Source organism: Streptomyces sp. NPDC034086 (genome assembly GCF_055575515.1).
Window position 1 is genome coordinate 1,055,182 of record NZ_JBVISM010000001.1, and the last position, 13,093, is coordinate 1,068,274.

The following is a 13,093-nucleotide window of genomic DNA, read 5'->3' on the forward strand; positions in this document are numbered from 1 at the left end:
GCTCCGGCCGGCCGGAACCACCCGCACGGCCGCGCCGACGACGCGGACGCCGGGCGGTGCGGCGCGTACCGTGGGCGCGTGAGGCTCCTGCTGACCTCGGACACGCACGTACCGGCGCGGGCCAAACGCCTGCCCGAAGCCCTCCTGACAGCCGTCGACGACGCCGACGCGGTGATCCACGCCGGGGACTGGACCGACGAGGCCACCCTCGACCTGCTGGAGTCGAGGGCGCGCCGCCTGATCGCCGTCCACGGCAACAACGACGGCCCCGCGCTGCGCGCCAGGCTCCCCGAGATCGCCCGCGCCGAACTCGGCGGCCTGCGCTTCGCGGTCGTCCACGAGACCGGCCCCGCGACCGGGCGGGAGCGGCGCTGCGCCGCCCGCTTCCCCGACGCCGACGTCCTGGTGTTCGGCCACAGCCACATCCCGTGGGACTCCACGGCCCCGGGCGGGCTGCGCCTGCTCAATCCCGGCTCGCCGACCGACCGCCGGCGCCAGCCGCACCACACCTTCCTGACCCTCACCGCCGAGGACGGGACGTTGCGCGACGTCGTCCTCCACCGCCTGCCCACCCGCCCCTGACCCGGCGGCCGGCCACACCCCCGCCCCGCTACCCCCGGCTGCCCTCCAGCGCGCGGGTGCCCGGAGCGCAGCCCTCCCGCAGCGCCGCGAGTTCGGCCGCGGGCAGGCGCAGCGAGGCGCCCCGCCGGCCGGCGTCCAGCCGCGCGGCGCCCGCGTCGAGCCACTGGGGGAGCGGCTCGACGCCGATGAAGCGGGCCAGTCGCGTCAGCTCCTCGCGGGGCCGGTCGAGCAGGTCCTCGTAGGCGAGGGTGGTCCGCAGGGGCGCGGGCACCTCGCCGAGGTGCGCGACGCCCCGGACGACGATCTCGGACCACAGCCGCGCGAACCCCGCCGACGGCAGGTCGCGGTCCAGCACCAGCGCCGAATCGAAACGCTCGGCCAGCAGCCGCGACAGTTCGGGCGGCAGGGACCGGACCTGTTCCTCCGTCAGGTCCTCCACGCGCGCTGCGCCCGTCCGGGCGAGGATCTCCCGCAGCAGGAAGATCAGCCGGTAGCCCGTGTGCCTGCTCATGGACAGCGCGCAGTCCGGCCCGTCCCGGAACAGATGGACGAAGCGGGCCCGCGGGAAGACCCGGCGCAGCAGCGGAACCCGGTCCGAGGAGTAGCCCGACCGTTCCACCACGGCCGTGGCCCCGGTCCGGGCGCACAGCAGGCCGAACAGGGCCTCGTAGTGGCCGGCGGCGGTGCGCTCCGGCCAGCCGCGCACCTCCTCCTCCAGCTCGTCGAACAGGCCGTCCGGGTCGTCGGTCAGGTGCGGGAGCACCATCAGCGACAGCGCGGGGATACCGGTGGTCCCGGTCGCGAAGCGCCCGGGACGGCGCGTGTAGAGGAACTCCGGCATCGGCACCCCGCTGCGGATCATCCGCTCGAACAGCGGATTCGGGTCGGCCAGCAGCCGCCAGAACGCGCCACCGCCGAGGACGCCTTCGGGGAAGCCCCGGCTCTGCACGGACGACAGCAGCTCGTTCAGACTGAGCACGTCCGGATGCGCGTTGACGATGCCCGACAGCGCGGTCGACCCGCTGCGGCCCGTACCCACGACGAACGTCAGACCGCGCATGCCACCACGCTCCTCCGGAGACGACCCGTACCGATCGCGACCAGCCTTCCCCGGGGACCGTCACCCGATGCCACGACGGCGGACGCCGCGCACGCCGCTGCCCGCGCTCCTACCACGCGAAGGCCTGGACGTAAGGTCTCCGTTTATTCCGACTGGCTGGATATGATCGGCACCCTCACCCCGCGGGGCCGTGCGGGCAGTTCCCGCACGCCCTCGTTCAGGCCCGTCCCCCTCTCCGCCGCTCCCGAGGACCGATGTCTGCGATGGCACCCGAAGGACCACCGAGCCCGTCGCCCCTCCGGCGCCGCCGCACCGTACGCCTGCGCACGCTGCTGGTCTGCATGGCCGTCGTACCGACCGTGGCGATGGGCGCCCAGGTCACCGTCACCGCCGAGCGGCTGCTGGCCCAGTCGCAGCACCTGCGCGCCGACGTGAAGGCCGGCCAGCGGACCGGAATGCCGCTGGTCACGCTGATGACCGAGCTCCAGGCCGAGCGCGCGGTGACGGCGGCGCGCTGGGCGGGCTCGTCCGTGGCCGATGAGGCCCTGCGCGAGAGGCGGGCCGCGACGGACCGTGCCGCGGCGGAGCTCCGACGGCTCTCGGGCGGCGCCGGCGCGGACGCGGCGCAGCGGCCCGGGCCGGGCGGCGGACACCTCGCCGCCGTGACCGGGCGGCTCGACCTCCTGGCCTCCTACCGCAAACGCGTCGACGCCCACAACGGCAGTGCCGAACAGGCGGTCGGCTACTACACCGGTGTGATCGACGACATCATCCGCGCCTACCAGGAGGAATTCAGCCACGCCGAGGACGCCGAACTCGCCCAGGAGAGCCGGCCCGCCGTCGCCCTGTTCTCCGCCACCGAGATGGTCGCGCGCGAGGACACCGCCCTCGCGTTGGCGGGACCCTCCCGCGAGCTGGCGGCCACCGGCTTCTCCGACTTCCTCAACGCCGTCGGCACCCACCGGTACCTGTACGACACCTGGATCGTGCCGTACCTCCCGCCCGCCGAACTCACCTCGTTCCACAAGCTCACCGCCTCCGAGGCCTGGCAGACCAAGCTCCGGGTCGAGAACGCCGTCATCGCCAACCACAAGGACACCGCGACCGGCGCCAAGCTGCCCGCCGACGTCGACGACTGGCCCGCCGCGCACCACGCGTTCGCACCGCGGCTGGCCGCGCTCAACACCGACCGGGCCCGGAGCGTGCTCGCCCGCGCCGACGCCAAGGCCACCGCGCTGGAGACCGAGGTCTACTGGCTGGTCGGCGCCAGCGGCGCCACCCTGCTGTTCGTCACCGCGGTCCTCGTCCTCACCACGCGGTCCGTCCTGCGGCGGCTCAGCCGCCTGCACACCCGTACGGTCGCCATCGCCGAGGAGACGCTGCCCGAGGTGGTGGCCCGGCTCCAGCGCGGGGAGACCGTCGGGACGCGGGCGCTTCCGGCGGTGCGCGGGCGCGAGGACGAGGTCGGGCAGATCGCCGACGCCTTCGCCCGGGTGGTCGCCGTGTCCGTCGACGGGCACCGGCAGCTCGCCGCCGAACGCCACGGCTTCGGACTGTTCGCCTCCGGCATCGCCGCGCGCGCCGGCAACCTCGTCAGCAGGCAGCTGAGCCTGACCGAGGACATCCAGGACACCTTCGGCCACGACGAGGCGCTCCTGGCCCAGTTGATGCGGTCCGACCAGCTGACCGTGGGCATACGGCGCCAGATCGAGAACCTGCTCATCCTCGCCGGCGGCGAGGTCCCCGACCCGCACACCGAACCCATGCGCGTCGCCGACCTGCTGCGCGAAGCCGCCGCGGAGGTCGAGGACTTCCGTCGCATCGAACGCCAGGCACTGGACGAGGCGAGCGTGCGGCCGCACGCGATCAGCCAGATCAGCCACCTGCTGGCGGAACTCCTGGACAACGCGACCAGGTTCTCGCCGCCGCGGTCGAAGGTGGTGGTCCGCGCCGAACTCGTGGCGGACGGACTCTCCGTCGAGATCGAGGACCGCGGCCCACGCGTCTCGCCGGCCGGCTACGAGGCCATGAACGAACGCCTGTACTCCGCGCCGCCGTACTCCGTACTCGCCGAGAACGCGCACCGGCTCGGCCTCTTCGTCGTGGGCCACCTGGCCGACCAGCTCCAGGCCCGGGTCACGCTGCGGCGCTCGGTGTACGGGGGGACCGCGGCCGTGGTGATCCTGCCGAGCGCCCTGCTCGAGCCCGCCGCCCCGGGGAACGAGCGGCACGGGAGCGCCGCCGCACCGGGGGAGCCCGCGACGCGGCCCGAGCGGCACCCCGAGGCGGCCGCCGCGCCCGTCCCCGTACGCCTCCCGGTACGCGAGCCCGCGCCGGACGCCGGCGCCCCGCCGGCCCCGGCCCCGGTGCCCGTACCCCCGCGGCCCGCTCGCTCCGCAGGTCCGGCCGACGCCCGGCCCGCCCTGCCCGAGCGCGTCCCGCAGACCCACCTCACCCGGCAGCTCCGAGGGCCCCGCGCCCCGGAGCCCGACACCGGCCGGGACACGGCGACACCCGAAGAGGTGGCCGACGCCTGGGCGGACTACGAAGAGGGGACCAGGAAAGTGGAAGCAGAGCTCGGAGCGGATCAGCCATGACGACGACAGCCAGTGAGATGATCTACGGCATCCTGGACAACAACCTGAGCAGGATCGCCGGCATCGAAGGAGCCGTGCTCCTCTCCAACGACGGGATCAAACTCAGCGCCTACCTGCTGGACCGGGACCGGGCCGAGCGCATCGCGGCCGCGTCCTCCGGCATAGCCGCCACCATGAAGGCGATATCCAGGGAGATCGACGGCGGCCGGGTCATCCGGCAGCTGGTGGAGATGGACGACCGGTACCTCTGCGTCGTCGGATGCGGAGAAGGCAGCACGCTCATCGTGGTGACCTCCCGCAAGGCACGGCTCGGCGAACTGGGCGGCGAGGCCGTACGGACCGCCCAGGCGCTCGGCGAGTGGCTGGGAACCCCCGGGCGCACGTCCCCGCCGACCGCGTAATGCCCGAGGAGCCGCAGCGCCGAAGCCCCCGCCGGACACGGCTGTACGCGCTGACCGACGGCCGCACGTCCGCCGCCCCGCAGACCGCCCTCACGATGGACACCACCATCGTGGCGGCGGTCGCGGAGGACGGCGCCCACACCGGACTGGCCACCGAATGGCGGGCCGTCCTCACCCTGTGCGCGCGGCCGGGCGGACTGGCGGTCGCCGAGATCGCCGCCCGCATGCACATGCGCCTCACACCGATGACGCTCCTCCTGGGCGAGCTCGTGGACCGCGGGCTGGTCCACCACCGGCCGCCCCTGGAGGGCGCCGAGACCACCAACGTCCACCTGCTCATGAAAATCAGGGACAACCTTGCCCGGATATGACTCTCCCGACGCCTTCGCCACCCCAGGAGCGTCCCCCGTCAAGATCCTCGTCGCCGGTGGGTTCGGAGTCGGCAAGACGACCCTGGTCGCATCGGTCTCCGAGATCGAGCCGCTGCGCACGGAGGAACGCCTCACGAGTGCGGGAATCGGCGTGGACGACCTCGAGGGCATCGAGTCCAAGACACTGACCACCGTCGCGATGGACTTCGGCCGGATCACCCTCGCCGACGCCGGAGTCGTCCTCTACCTGTTCGGCACGCCCGGCCAGGAGCGGTTCTGGTTCATGTGGGACGACCTGCTCCACGGGGCCCTCGGGGCACTGGTGCTCGTCGACACCCGGCGCCTCGACCGGGGCTTCCCGGCGATCGACTTCTTCGAGAGCCGGGGGCTGCCGTTCGTCGTCGGCGCGAACTGCTTCCACGGCGAACAGCCCTACACCCCCGCGGAGATCGCCGCCGCACTGCACCTGAGGGACCCCGCCACCCCCGTCCTCCTGCTGGACGCCCGCTCCCGCGCGGAGGCCCGCGACGCGCTGCTGGCCCTGCTCGACGTGGTCATCTCCCGGGCGGCGGCCCCGGCCGGCACCTGACGGGACACCGGGCCGCGGGCGGCACGGCGAGCCGGGCGCACGCCGGATCGCGGTCGGCCGGCGCGCCGTCCTCCAGCAGCACCTGCAACGCGCACTCGGCGGCCCGGTGCCGCAGGAACACCTGCGCGCGGGTGCCGGCCGCCAGGTCCCGCGCCGCGGCGGCACCCGCGCGCATCGCGTCGTCCTGGTTCCCGCTCCACCCGTGCGCGGCGCGCCGCACGCTGCCGTCCCACGCGGTGTGGCGGGCCATCCAGAACCAGCCGGTCCCGGCGCGGCAACGACCCCAGACCACCGTGTCGAGGCCGGCGTCCGCCCCGTCCTGCCCGTGCGCCTGCGGCTCCCGCGTCACGTGGGTCCCCCCGATATCGGTCCCGGTCCGGTCCGCAGGCTAGGTCAGGGCGGCGGGCGGCAGGGAGCCCGGGTTTCGGCCAACATGAGCGGAACGGCGAACCCGGGGGGCGGTCCGCCCGGGGGCGGCCGCCGACGCTAGCGTGATCATCATGTACGAGATCAAGGGCGTGAGCGCCGCCCCCGGCGGGCGGATATCGGTCCGGTTCCATGACCACGGCTACGCCGTCCGGCCGGACCGGCGCGCCGGCCGCGTCGCGGACGCGTTCTCCGGCGAGGGGGCCGGATGCGTCACCCTGGTGGTGCTGCTCGCGTCGGTGGGGCTCTACGGCCTGCTCCGCAAGGCCGGAGCGCCGGAGGCCGCCGTCACGGCCTGCCTGTGGGCGGGCATCGTCTCCCTCTGCTACGGCACGCTCCTCGTGCTGCTGCACTGGACGAGCGGGGTGATCGCCGGAGCGGTGCTGTTCCTGTTCGCCGTCGCGACGTTCCCGGCGCTCGTGTTCCCGGGCTACCGGCGGGCGCTGCGCCGCCGGTGGGGCGGCGGCGGCCCGGAGACCGAGCAGGGGTGGGTACCCGCCGCGGCCGTCGCCGGGGTGTGGCACCAGCACGACCCCCGCGCGGGCAGCGTGGTGACGGTCCGGCACACCGACGGGACCGTCACCGCCTTCGTCCCCCCGCCCGACAGCGCACGCGACCTCCACGACCGCTTCGACGCCCTGCTGCGCGGCGCCCGTCCCACCGCGCCGCCCCCTCAGCAGCCCGCGGGGTGCCAGCCCTGGCAGGGATCCCCGCCCCGCCAGCCCCACCCGCACGCCCAGCCCCACCCCGGCCGGCCCCGCGGCTGACGGGCATCCGCCTCACCCGCGTCGGCACCCCGCGCCGGGGTACACGGGCCTGCACGGCAGGAGCGGGTCACGGAGGAGGGAGCGGTCCATGGACATAGGCGGAAGGCTCGCCGCGTTGCGCCGGCCGAAGCGGATGCAGCGGCCGGAACGGGCGGAGCGCAGGGCCGAGCGGGCGGAACGGGCCGAACGTGTGGAGCGGGCCGAACGGGCGGCAGGGACGCGGGAGCCCGTTCCCCCGCTCCGGCCCCCCGCCCGCCCGGTGTTACGGGCCCTCGCGATGCTGGCCGCCTTCGCCGGGACCGTCCTGTTCAGCCTGGCCCTGGCGCACGTCACCCTGGAGCCCTCGGCGGCCTCGGCCGGGATCGCGCACAGCAACACCCACCCGGGCGCCTCGATCGGCCCGTACCTCGAGAGCGCCTCCTTCAAGGAGGCCGTCCAGCAGCTCGGGGGCAACGTCCTGCTGGGCGTTCCCTTCGGGGTGCTGCTCCCCGTCCTGCTTCCCCAGGCGCGCGGGCTGCTGCGGGTGGCTGCGGTGACGGCCGTCGTGATGACCCTCGTGGAACTCATCCAGGGCGCCCTGGTCACCGGCCGCGCCTTCGACGTGGACGACCTCCTCCTCAACACCGCGGGAGCCCTGCTGGGTTACCTCCTCCTGGGCCGCCGGATGGGCCGGGCCGTACACCCGCGCCGCCGTCACTGGTGGCACCGCCTGACCCGCCGCCGGGCCGCCCCGGCCCCCGCCCCGGCCCACGGTCCCGCCCCGCACCCCGGCCCGAGCGACGGACGCGGCTGACGCCGGCTCAGCCCGGTGGGTCCAGCGCCGCGAGCAGTCCGCGCAGCGCCGGCGCGGGCAGGCCGTCCGGGACCGCCAGCCAGGTGGTCAGCCCGGGTCCGGCCAGGGGCAGTACCGTGACCCCGGGGAAGTCGGGCAGGCCGGTCACCTCGTAGAACACCGTCCACGAGGGCTCGGTGGCCGAGGCGATGCACGCGAGGGTCTCGGACAGGGTAGTGAACCGGGGCCCCAGCGCGGGACGCTGGACCCCGGCCGCCCGCAGCATCCCGGTGACCAGGTCGTGGAAGGGCGGGTTCGCCGGCCGTTCCGCCAGCCGCAGCGGTAGTCCCGCCAGATCCTCCAGGCCGAGGACGCGGCGGGCTGCCAGCGGGTGGCCGGCCGGCAGGGCCGCGTACAAGGGGTCCCGCCAGGCCTCCAGCAGGGCGATGCCGGGAGCGGCGGCCGGTGCACCGCGTACGAACGCGGCGTCGAGCTCGCCGTCGCGCAGACAGCGCAGCCGCTGCGCCGCCGGGAGGTGGCGCAGGGCGACGCGGAAGGAGCCCGTGCCCCCCGCGAGGCGGTGGAGCAGCCGGTGGGTGCGCTCGCCCGGGCCGCGTACGGCACCCAGCCGCAGCAGGCCGGCGGTTCCGTCGGCGATGCGGGCGGCCAGGGCCCGCGTACGGCCGGCCGCCTCCAGCACGGCCCGGGCCTGCGGCAGCAGGGCCTCGCCCGCGCCCGTCAGGACGGTCCGCCGCCCGCCCCGGTGGAAGAGCACCACCCCGAGCTGCCGTTCCAGCCGGGCCACCTGGGTGCTGACGGCGGACTGGACGATGCCCAGGCTGTCGGCGGCCCGGCCGAAACCCCCCTCCTCGGCCACCGCGACGAAGTACCCCAGTTGCCGCAGTTCCACCTTCACCCCCCGTGTGACGCCCGCTGCCGCTCCAGGGCCATCTCGATCCGGGATGGCCGTGATCGTCAACCGGTTCTGGTCCGTGCCTTGTTCCCGCGGTCGAATGGGGGCGACCACCCCACCCGTCGATGCGAGGAGCAGCGACCGTGAACCCGTTCGTCATACGGCCCGAGGAGGCCGAGCACATCGCACTGCCCGGCGGGGGCGGCTTCCGGCTGCTCGCCGACGCCTCCGACACGGGGGGCGCCCTGGGCGTCAACCGGCTGACCCTGCCCGCCGGAGCCGAGGGCGCCGGCCCCCATCACCACAGCCGCTCGACGGAGGCGTTCTTCGTCATGGGCGGCACCGCACGCTTCCTGCTCCACGGCACCGGCGCGGAACGCGCCGAGACCGTGCCGGAAGGCGGACTGGTGGTGGTCCCGCCGGGCACCGTCCACGCCTTCGGCGCCGCCCCGGGGCAGGGGGCGGAGCTGCTGGTGCTCCTGACGCCGAGTACCGACCGCTTCGGCTACTTCCGGGCGCTGGGACGGGTGCGACGGGGGGAGGAGCCCTGCGAGACGCTGCTGGACGCGCAGGACCGGTACGACGTGCACTTCGCCGGCGCCCGTCCCGGAACTGCCCGCCCCTAGCGGGGGTTTGGGCCCGCCGATCGGGGACACACGCGTCCGTGACGGCGGCACGTCTCGCCAGACCGGCGACACCGCGGCTGGCGACCGCAGGCGGCCCCCCTCCCGGGGCCACCGCCTGCGGGCCGCCGAGACGGCACCGCTCCGTCGTCCCGCCGCAGGCACGGCCCGCGGCCGCGTCCATGCCTCCCCGCGGACCCGGCCCGGCCCAAGCCCCCGGCGCCCACTGGCCCCCCAGCGGTCCCCGGGCCCGTCGGCGGGACGACGACCGTCCCCCGACCCCGCCTCCCCCGGAGCCGGTCACTGGTGGAGCCGTCTCGTCCAGTCCTCGGGGAGACGCTCGGCCGGCCCCGGGACCGGCTGGGTGGGCGGGTGCTCCGTCGGAGGGGCCAGCGCGGGACCGCCCTCGTACAGGGAGTCCGTGGCGTAGTTCCAGAACCAGTCCTCGCCCGGCTCGAAGCTCTGCACCAGCGGATGGCCGGTGGCCTTCCAGTGGGCGGTGGCGTGCTGCGCCGGCGAGGAGTCGCAGCAGCCGATGTGCCCGCACTGGGCGCAGCGGCGCAGATGGAACCACCAGCCGTCCACGGCCTGGCATTCGACGCAGCCGGTGCCGGAGGGCGGGACGGCAGGGTCGATTCCGTCGATCCCGGTCATGCGGTCTCCTCGGGTGAGTCGGGTGTGTCGGGTGAGTGGGGTGTGCCGGGCGCGGTCAGCGGCAGCAGCACCTGGAAACGGGTGTCGCCGGGGACGGATTCGACCTGGAGGCTGCCGTGGTGCTTGTTGACCACGATCCGCCAGGAGATGTCCAGGCCGAGCCCGGTGCCCTCGCCGACCGGTTTGGTGGTGAAGAAGGGGTCGTAGATGCGGCCGCGGATCTCCGGAGGGATCCCCGGGCCGGTGTCGCGGAACTCCACCAGCAGCCGGTCGCCCTCCCGCGCCGTACGGACCGTCAGGGTCCCGTCGCCGCCGGTCTCAGCGATGGCGGACACGGCGTTGTCGATCAGGTTGGTCCACACCTGGTTGAGTTCCGCCGGGTAGGCGGGCACGGCCGGCACGGAGCGGTCGTACTCCTTGACCACCCGCACCCCGGGCCCGATCTTGCCGGACAGCATCAGCAGGGTGCTGTCGAGGAGTTCGTGGACGTCCACCACCCGGTACGGGGCCCGGTCGAGCTGCGCGTACTGCTTGGCCGCGTCCACGAGGTGGGAGATGCGGGTCACGGAGTCGTCGATCTCGTCCATCAGCAGTTCGGTCTCGACCGTGTAGTTGAGCCAGCCGATCGCCGCCGGCAGCAGGTCCCCGGCCACGGCCGCCGCGACCTGCTCCAGCCAGTCGGTGTCCAGCCCGGCCTGTACGAAGACCGGTGCCACCCGCCACCCTTCCGGGAAGCCGTGGTCCTCCAGCCAGTCGGCCAGCTCCTCCTCCCGGTCGGAGGCCTCCATCGGGCTCAGCACCGGTGCCTTCGCGACGCGTTCGACCGTCCGCTCCTGGATCCCGATGAGATCGGCGATCGCCTCCCGCGCGTACTGGCCCTGCGAGATGTGGGCCAGCTTGTGCCGCATCTTGCCGACCCGTTCCCGCAGCGCCGCCGTGGCCCGCACGGCCGCCGCGGCGGGGTTGTTCAGCTCGTGGGTCAGTCCGGCGGACAACGAGCCGAGCGCCAGCAGCCGTTCACGCTGCCCGATGGCCCGCTGCGTGTTCCGCGAACCGAAGAACAGGCCCTCCAGCAGGTGCGCCGCCATCGGGAACCACTCCCGCATGATGTCCGCGAACGACTGCGCGGGCAGGACGAAGAACCGCGTCGGCTCCGTCACCCGCAGCGAGTTGACGTACGTCTGGGGCACCCGGTCACCCAGATAGGCCTGCATCGCACCCGCGTACACCCCGCGCTGCGAGGTGCGGCTCACTTCGACGTCGTCACCGCCCACCCGCCGCGACAGCACGACGGTGCCCTCGATCATCACGTAGAAACAGGTCGCGGGCTCACCCTCGGCGTACACCGGGCCGGCTTCGAACCGCTCCACCCGCCCCTCGCGGCACAGCCGGCCGAGCTGCTCCGGCGACAGTTCCTCGAACAGGAACAGGGACGCGATCTCGTGCGGTGCGCACGGCATCACCAGCCCGCCGCCCGGCCCGTTCACGACTGCTCCAGATACCGGTGGACCAGCATCACGGCCATGGCACCCTCTCCGACGGCGGACGCGACGCGCTTCGCCGACCGGGCGCGCGCGTCACCGGCCACGAACACCCCGGGAACGTTGGTCTCCAGGTGGTAGGGCGGGCGGTCCAGTCCCCACTCCGCCGGCGGCCGGCCGTCCGGTGTGAGGTCCGGTCCGGCCAGGATGAAGCCGTGCTCGTCACGCAGCACCGTGCCCTCCAGCCAGTCGGTCAGCGGGGCCGCGCCGATGAACACGAACAGCCACAGGCAGTCGACGAGTTCGCTCGCTCCGCTGCCCACGTCCCGCAGCGTCAGCCGCTCCAGGTGCCCGTCGCCGTGCGCCTCCTCGACGACGGTCCGGGTCCGCACCGTGATGTTCGGCGTCTCCTCGATCTGCTGGACCAGGTAGTACGACATGGAGGCCGTCAGCGACTCCCCGCGGACCAGCAGCGTCACCGACTTCGCGCCGCGCGCCAGGTACACCGCCGCCTGTCCCGCCGAGTTCGCGCCGCCGACCACGTACACGTCCTGCCCCAGGCAGGAGGACGCCTCCGTCAGCGAGGACCCGTAGTACACCCCGCAGCCGGTCAGGCCCTCGCAGCCCGGCGCGCCCAGCTGCCGGTACGTGACACCGGTCGCCAGGATGACGCTGTGCGCGGCGACCGCCGAGCCGTCGGAGAAGCGGACCACCCGCGCCGGACCGCTGACCTCCAGGCCCGTGACCTCGCGCGCCGTGAGGAGCTCGGCGCCGAAACGGGCGGCCTGGCGGCGGGCGCGTTCCGTGAGCTGCGCCCCCGACACACCGTCCGGGAAACCCAGGTAGTTCTCGATGCGGGAGCTCTGCCCCGCCTGTCCGCCGGTCGCCGACCGCTCGACCAGGACGGTACGCAGCCCCTCGGAGGCCCCGTACACCGCCGCGCCCAGCCCGGCCGGGCCGCCGCCGATGACCACCAGGTCGTAGAACTCGGCGGCCGGCGTCGTCGCCAGCCCCACGCGGGCGGCCAGCTCGGCGGCCTCCGGTTCGATCAGCGCGGTGCCCTCCGGGGTGATCACCAGGGGCAGCCGCCGGCCGTCGGCGCCGGCCGCCTCCAGCAGCCGCCGCCCCTCCGGCTCGTCGGACGCGTACCAGCGGTACGGCACCTGGTTGCGGGCCAGGAACTCCCGCACCAGCGAGGAGCGGGCCGACCAGCGGTGTCCGACCACCTTGGTGGCGGGGACCGGGCGGTGGTCGCTGGAACGCCAGGCCGTGAGCAGGTCGTCCAGGACCGGGTACAGCTTCTCCTCCGGCGGGTCCCAGGGCTTGAGGAGGTAGTGGTCGAGGTCGACCACGTTGATCGCGTCGATGGCGGCGTTCGTGTCGGCGTACGCGGTCAGCAGCACGCGCCGCGCGCCCGGATACACGTGCATCGCCTGTTCGAGGAACTCGATGCCGTTCATGCGGGGCATGCGGTAGTCGGCGAGGATCACCGCGACCGGATCGCCCCGCAGCTTGAGCTCGCGCAGCGCCTCCAGCGCCGACTCGCCGGACTCCGCGCGCACGATCCGGTGACCGGAGCCGTAGCGGCGGCGCAGGTCACGCGCGATGGCACGGGAGACGCCCGGATCGTCGTCCACGGTCAGGATGACGGTCCGCGCGGTCTCGACGGGCTGCGCCATACGGTCTCCGCCCCGAGTGCGCCGGGAGGCGGTACGGCGAGCCGCCGTACGCGCCGGTTCCCGCCCATCGTATGTTCGGCCGGCCGGGACCGCTCCGGGACGGCCCTCGCCGGCGGCCCCGGCACCCGGCGCGCGGGGTGCGCCCCCGCACACGGGGTAGGCGGGGTCCAGCCGGTGG

Annotated in this window: 14 protein-coding genes; 8 read left to right on the plus strand and 6 right to left on the minus strand. The window is 74.5% G+C overall.

From position 1 onward, the window contains the following. Positions 1–78 precede the first annotated feature (78 nt). Complete coding sequence (locus tag ACZ514_RS04715; RefSeq protein WP_468173787.1) at positions 79–582, plus strand: metallophosphoesterase family protein; 504 nt, start codon at positions 79–81, stop codon at positions 580–582. Positions 583–610: 28 nt separating this feature from the next. Here ACZ514_RS04715 and ACZ514_RS04720 read toward each other — a convergent pair whose 3' ends face one another. Beyond that, the gene (locus tag ACZ514_RS04720; protein ID WP_469124105.1) at positions 611–1,642 is read right to left on the minus strand and encodes a sulfotransferase; all 1,032 of its coding nucleotides are present in this window, start codon (positions 1,640–1,642) and stop codon (positions 611–613) included. Between the two features lie 254 nt (positions 1,643–1,896). Between ACZ514_RS04720 and ACZ514_RS04725 the strand changes: the two genes are divergently transcribed. From ACZ514_RS04725 to ACZ514_RS04740, 4 genes are read left to right on the plus strand one after another with little or no spacing between them, the layout of a single operon-like run. Continuing rightward, positions 1,897–4,239 (plus strand): sensor histidine kinase, encoded by a 2,343-nt coding sequence (locus ACZ514_RS04725; RefSeq protein ID WP_469124106.1) that lies wholly within the window; start codon positions 1,897–1,899, stop codon positions 4,237–4,239. Beyond that, the gene (locus ACZ514_RS04730; RefSeq protein ID WP_468173781.1) at positions 4,236–4,640 is read left to right on the plus strand and encodes a roadblock/LC7 domain-containing protein; all 405 of its coding nucleotides are present in this window, start codon (positions 4,236–4,238) and stop codon (positions 4,638–4,640) included. Before ACZ514_RS04725 ends, ACZ514_RS04730 begins: the two co-directional genes overlap by 4 nt. Then, a complete protein-coding gene (locus ACZ514_RS04735; RefSeq protein ID WP_468173779.1) occupies positions 4,598–5,011 on the plus strand; it encodes a DUF742 domain-containing protein in 414 nt (137 codons plus the stop codon). The genes ACZ514_RS04730 and ACZ514_RS04735 overlap by 43 nt, the downstream gene beginning before the upstream one ends. Then, complete coding sequence (locus ACZ514_RS04740; protein WP_469124107.1) at positions 4,998–5,600, plus strand: GTP-binding protein; 603 nt, start codon at positions 4,998–5,000, stop codon at positions 5,598–5,600. Before ACZ514_RS04735 ends, ACZ514_RS04740 begins: the two co-directional genes overlap by 14 nt. On the opposite strand, the gene ACZ514_RS04745 is transcribed toward ACZ514_RS04740, so the two are convergent. Continuing rightward, positions 5,566–5,949 carry a hypothetical protein gene (locus tag ACZ514_RS04745; RefSeq protein ID WP_469124108.1) on the minus strand — a complete coding sequence of 128 codons (384 nt, stop codon included), beginning with the start codon at positions 5,947–5,949 and terminating at the stop codon, positions 5,566–5,568. The two genes, ACZ514_RS04740 and ACZ514_RS04745, sit on opposite strands and share 35 nt — an antisense overlap. Before the next feature lie 151 nt (positions 5,950–6,100). On the opposite strand from ACZ514_RS04745, the gene ACZ514_RS04750 reads away from it, so the two are divergent. Together ACZ514_RS04750 and ACZ514_RS04755 are read left to right on the plus strand one after the other, a co-directional pair. Further along, positions 6,101–6,793, plus strand: coding sequence for a hypothetical protein (locus ACZ514_RS04750; protein ID WP_469124109.1), 693 nt, complete (start codon positions 6,101–6,103; stop codon positions 6,791–6,793). Between the two features lie 88 nt (positions 6,794–6,881). Then, on the plus strand, positions 6,882–7,586 hold the full coding sequence (locus tag ACZ514_RS04755) for a VanZ family protein (protein ID WP_469124110.1): 705 nt from the start codon (positions 6,882–6,884) through the stop codon (positions 7,584–7,586). Between the two features lie 7 nt (positions 7,587–7,593). Here ACZ514_RS04755 and ACZ514_RS04760 read toward each other — a convergent pair whose 3' ends face one another. After that, positions 7,594–8,475, minus strand: a complete 882-nt coding sequence (locus ACZ514_RS04760; protein WP_469124111.1) for a LysR family transcriptional regulator — start codon at positions 8,473–8,475, stop codon at positions 7,594–7,596. A 146-nt stretch (positions 8,476–8,621) separates the two neighbouring features. Here ACZ514_RS04760 and ACZ514_RS04765 point away from each other — a divergent pair, with 146 nt between their 5' ends. Next, positions 8,622–9,104 carry a cupin domain-containing protein gene (locus ACZ514_RS04765; protein WP_469124112.1) on the plus strand — a complete coding sequence of 161 codons (483 nt, stop codon included), beginning with the start codon at positions 8,622–8,624 and terminating at the stop codon, positions 9,102–9,104. A 297-nt stretch (positions 9,105–9,401) separates the two neighbouring features. Here the strand turns inward: ACZ514_RS04765 and ACZ514_RS04770 are convergent, their stop codons facing one another. The 3 genes from ACZ514_RS04770 to ACZ514_RS04780 are packed head-to-tail and all read right to left on the minus strand — an operon-like array spanning position 9,402 to position 12,915. Next, the gene (locus ACZ514_RS04770; RefSeq protein WP_468173765.1) at positions 9,402–9,755 is read right to left on the minus strand and encodes a UBP-type zinc finger domain-containing protein; all 354 of its coding nucleotides are present in this window, start codon (positions 9,753–9,755) and stop codon (positions 9,402–9,404) included. Next, positions 9,752–11,215: an ATP-binding protein gene (locus ACZ514_RS04775; RefSeq protein WP_468173864.1), complete on the minus strand. Its 1,464-nt coding sequence runs from the start codon at positions 11,213–11,215 to the stop codon at positions 9,752–9,754. The genes ACZ514_RS04770 and ACZ514_RS04775 overlap by 4 nt, the downstream gene beginning before the upstream one ends. A gap of 23 nt (positions 11,216–11,238) precedes the next feature. Then, positions 11,239–12,915 carry an NAD(P)/FAD-dependent oxidoreductase gene (locus ACZ514_RS04780; RefSeq protein ID WP_469124113.1) on the minus strand — a complete coding sequence of 559 codons (1,677 nt, stop codon included), beginning with the start codon at positions 12,913–12,915 and terminating at the stop codon, positions 11,239–11,241. Positions 12,916–13,093: the final 178 nt, after the last annotated feature.

What these genes read in the sequence shown, in the direction of transcription:
- ACZ514_RS04720 (WP_469124105.1), bottom strand. Translation starts at nt 1,642, where the DNA reads ATGCGCGGTCTGACGTTCGTCGTGGGTACGGGCCGCAGCGGGTCGACC.
- ACZ514_RS04725 (WP_469124106.1), top strand. Translation starts at nt 1,897, where the DNA reads ATGTCTGCGATGGCACCCGAAGGACCACCGAGCCCGTCGCCCCTCCGG.
- ACZ514_RS04730 (WP_468173781.1), top strand. Translation starts at nt 4,236, where the DNA reads ATGACGACGACAGCCAGTGAGATGATCTACGGCATCCTGGACAACAAC.
- ACZ514_RS04750 (WP_469124109.1), top strand. Translation starts at nt 6,101, where the DNA reads ATGTACGAGATCAAGGGCGTGAGCGCCGCCCCCGGCGGGCGGATATCG.
- ACZ514_RS04755 (WP_469124110.1), top strand. Translation starts at nt 6,882, where the DNA reads ATGGACATAGGCGGAAGGCTCGCCGCGTTGCGCCGGCCGAAGCGGATG.
- ACZ514_RS04770 (WP_468173765.1), bottom strand. Translation starts at nt 9,755, where the DNA reads ATGACCGGGATCGACGGAATCGACCCTGCCGTCCCGCCCTCCGGCACC.
- ACZ514_RS04775 (WP_468173864.1), bottom strand. Translation starts at nt 11,215, where the DNA reads ATGCCGTGCGCACCGCACGAGATCGCGTCCCTGTTCCTGTTCGAGGAA.
- ACZ514_RS04780 (WP_469124113.1), bottom strand. Translation starts at nt 12,915, where the DNA reads ATGGCGCAGCCCGTCGAGACCGCGCGGACCGTCATCCTGACCGTGGAC.